Genomic DNA, 2,692 nt, shown 5'->3' with positions numbered 1-2,692 from the left:
TTTTCTCGTTTTTTTGCATTTGTTTCAGCTTATCCGGAGTTACGTCATTTCCTAATGGGTCGACGACTGTTACACCCTTCAACTGATTTTTAAATGACTTACGAGCGTTTTTTAAGTATTCTTCACGAAGCTTTTTTTGTTCGGCTTTTTCTGCCTTCGTCAGCTCTTCTTGCTTGGATTTATTCGCTAATTCATTTATACGATTAATTTTTTCTTTAGATAGCATAGTACATACCCCTCTTTCGTTAATGTGGGTTCCTTCGGTGTTAATAAGAAAAAGACAAGTGGCCTTTAACCCTTGTCTCCCTTATCGTAACTTGATTGGTTATCTTTTTCAAGTGATACGTACTCCTGGTACCTGCGGTGTACCGTTGCTTTTGAAACATCAAAACCCAGCCCTCTTAACGTAGCTGCGATGTCTTTGAAGGTGAGGTTGTTTTGACGTAATCTAATGACTTCTTCGATTGGAAAATTAATTCGCTCCCTCCCTGCGGCCATGTTTTGATTAGAGAGATTGGCTGAGGGATTGTACCCTTCCTCTACTGCTTTTTTCATGCCTCTGCGTATTTTCATGTTATGTATTTTCCTCTGATATTCTTCTACAATGCCTACGATCTGCAAAACCATCGAATCCGATTCGGAAATTTCCAGCTCGCCTTCGTGAGATAATGAATAAATACGAACACCAAGCTTATTCAATTGATGAAAAAGCGCAATTTTAGTGTTGCCCCGCCCAAGACGTGTTTCGTCCTGAATAAGAAGGCCGTTCGCATTTTGAGTAGAAAAATGTTCAAGCAAGCGGAAGATCCCTTCCCGTTCGATTTCGTATCCACTTGCCTGCTCTTCAATGCACTCCACCACTTCCATCTCATGATGCTGAGCCATTCGATTCAGTTCAGCCCGCTGTCTTTTTAAAGAAGAAACTTGCGCTTCTTTTTCGGTACTTACGCGACAATAAAGAACTACTCTCATGATGTATGGTCTCCTCTTCTATAGTTACTTACCTAGGATATTACATATTATCCTGTGATGACCATAGAAAAGTATAAAAATGCTAAACTCGCTATAAACAATACTAGATAAGTAAAATCAAGCTTTGATAGTTTGTTGAACATTAGAAAAACCTCCATTTTTTGAGAACGAACGTTCTTAAGAACTTCTGTTCGCCTTTTGTTAATTCCAATTATATACGAACATAAGTTCTTGTCAACCGCTTTTTTCGAACGCTTGTTTGTATTTACGAATTAAGCATGGTACAATGTGGTTACTATAATCCTATGTACGAGGTGGCAATCTATGAGCAAACTTTCCAAGCGGCAGCAAGAGATACTAGATTTTATTAAAGAACAGGTATTATTGAAAGGTTACCCCCCCTCCGTTCGTGAAATCGGTCAATCTGTAGGTTTAGCATCCAGTTCTACCGTCCACGGACATCTATCAAGGCTTGAGAAGAAGGGCTACATTCGTAGAGACCCTACGAAGCCTCGCGCTATTGAAGTAATCGAACTAGAGGAAGACCATAGCATTCCGCGAAGTGAAGCATCCTATGCTCCAGTGATTGGTAAAGTTACCGCAGGTTCCCCGATCACAGCCGTGGAAAACATCGAAGAATATGTTCCATTACCAGATACGCTGGCAGGTTCTGATGAGAATACTTTCGTACTAATTGTTCAGGGAGAGAGTATGATTGAGGCCGGTATTCTCGATGGGGATATGGTTGTTGTAAGACAGCAGCAGACCGCACAAAACGGCGATATCGTAGTCGCAATGACGGAAGATGAAGAAGCTACAGTGAAACGCTTCTTCAAAGAAAGAAGTCATATACGATTACAGCCTGAAAATGCCACCATGGATCCGATCATTTTGAACGATGTTTCCATTCTTGGTAAAGTGGTCGGCTTATACCGCACCGTCCATTAATAAAGAGAGACGAGCCTCAGCTCGTCTCTCCTTTTTTAAATTTTTTTCATAAAAAAAAAGAGATTCTCCTTAGAGAATCTCTTTTTAGCTAGGACGTTTTATTTTTGAACGTTAGCTGCTTGTGGTCCACGGTTACCTTCAACGATTTCGAAAGTAACAGTTTCGTTTTCTTCTAAAGTTTTAAATCCTTCGCCTTGAATAGCAGAGAAGTGTACGAATACATCATCTTGACCTTCTACTTCAATAAATCCAAAACCTTTTTCTGCGTTAAACCATTTAACATTACCTTGTAACATATAGTTACCTCCTGCGTGGAACTCTTCCACATTGTATTACTATTATTGCTCTGCATATTCATTCAAGACGAAAGTGACTTAAAAGTTACTTTTTCTTTCATTCGTAAACGAACAAGAATAATTAATTACTACTATATCACACTCACACGGATAGTCAATAGCTGGCAGATAATCTATTTTAAATAAGAATCCAAAAACCACTTATACGAACAGTATTTCTTCAGATTACATCCCCCATAAGGAGATAAGGCGAATTTAAGCACCTACTTTTCCATTTGTATAGATCGGAAAAGCAGAGAGGATATTCTCGATATAGAAGGTTCTGACTTCCCTTCGATTGAAGCAATAGGCAACAATGTGATCTTCTCGGATATGGATGACACGTATGATCCGCTGAGTTAAATGGCCTTGTTTAGAGATATAAATCATCTCAATCTTCTCTTTCTCCCTTTTGGAACGCATCCACGAATGTTTCA

Annotated in this window: 5 protein-coding genes; 1 reads left to right on the top strand and 4 read right to left on the bottom strand. The window is 39.3% G+C overall.

Features of this window, described 5'->3' with window-relative positions; genetic code table 11:
• Nucleotides 1-226, bottom strand: a 226-nt coding sequence (locus LD39_RS20750; RefSeq protein ID WP_035553259.1) for a DUF896 domain-containing protein, incomplete at its 3' end; no start/stop codon positions are given.
• Nucleotides 227-291: 65 nt separating this feature from the next.
• Nucleotides 292-972, bottom strand: coding sequence for a recombinase family protein (locus tag LD39_RS20745; RefSeq protein ID WP_035553255.1), 681 nt, complete (start codon nt 970-972; stop codon nt 292-294).
• A 324-nt stretch (nt 973-1,296) separates the two neighbouring features.
• On the opposite strand from LD39_RS20745, the gene lexA reads away from it, so the two are divergent.
• Complete coding sequence (gene lexA, locus LD39_RS20740) at nt 1,297-1,920, top strand: transcriptional repressor LexA (protein ID WP_035553252.1); 624 nt, start codon at nt 1,297-1,299, stop codon at nt 1,918-1,920.
• A gap of 98 nt (nt 1,921-2,018) precedes the next feature.
• Here lexA and LD39_RS20735 read toward each other — a convergent pair whose 3' ends face one another.
• Complete coding sequence (locus LD39_RS20735; protein WP_035553249.1) at nt 2,019-2,216, bottom strand: cold-shock protein; 198 nt, start codon at nt 2,214-2,216, stop codon at nt 2,019-2,021.
• 255 nt (nt 2,217-2,471) lie between these two features.
• Nucleotides 2,472-2,692 (bottom strand): hypothetical protein (locus LD39_RS20730; protein ID WP_231572629.1); only part of this gene is annotated, 221 nt, incomplete at its 5' end.

This window comes from Halobacillus sp. BBL2006 (assembly GCF_000786645.1).
Classification (GTDB): Bacteria; Bacillota; Bacilli; order Bacillales; family Halobacillaceae; genus Halobacillus.
Note: the sequence above shows the minus strand (reverse complement) of the source record. Positions and strands in the feature narration are given on the sequence as shown.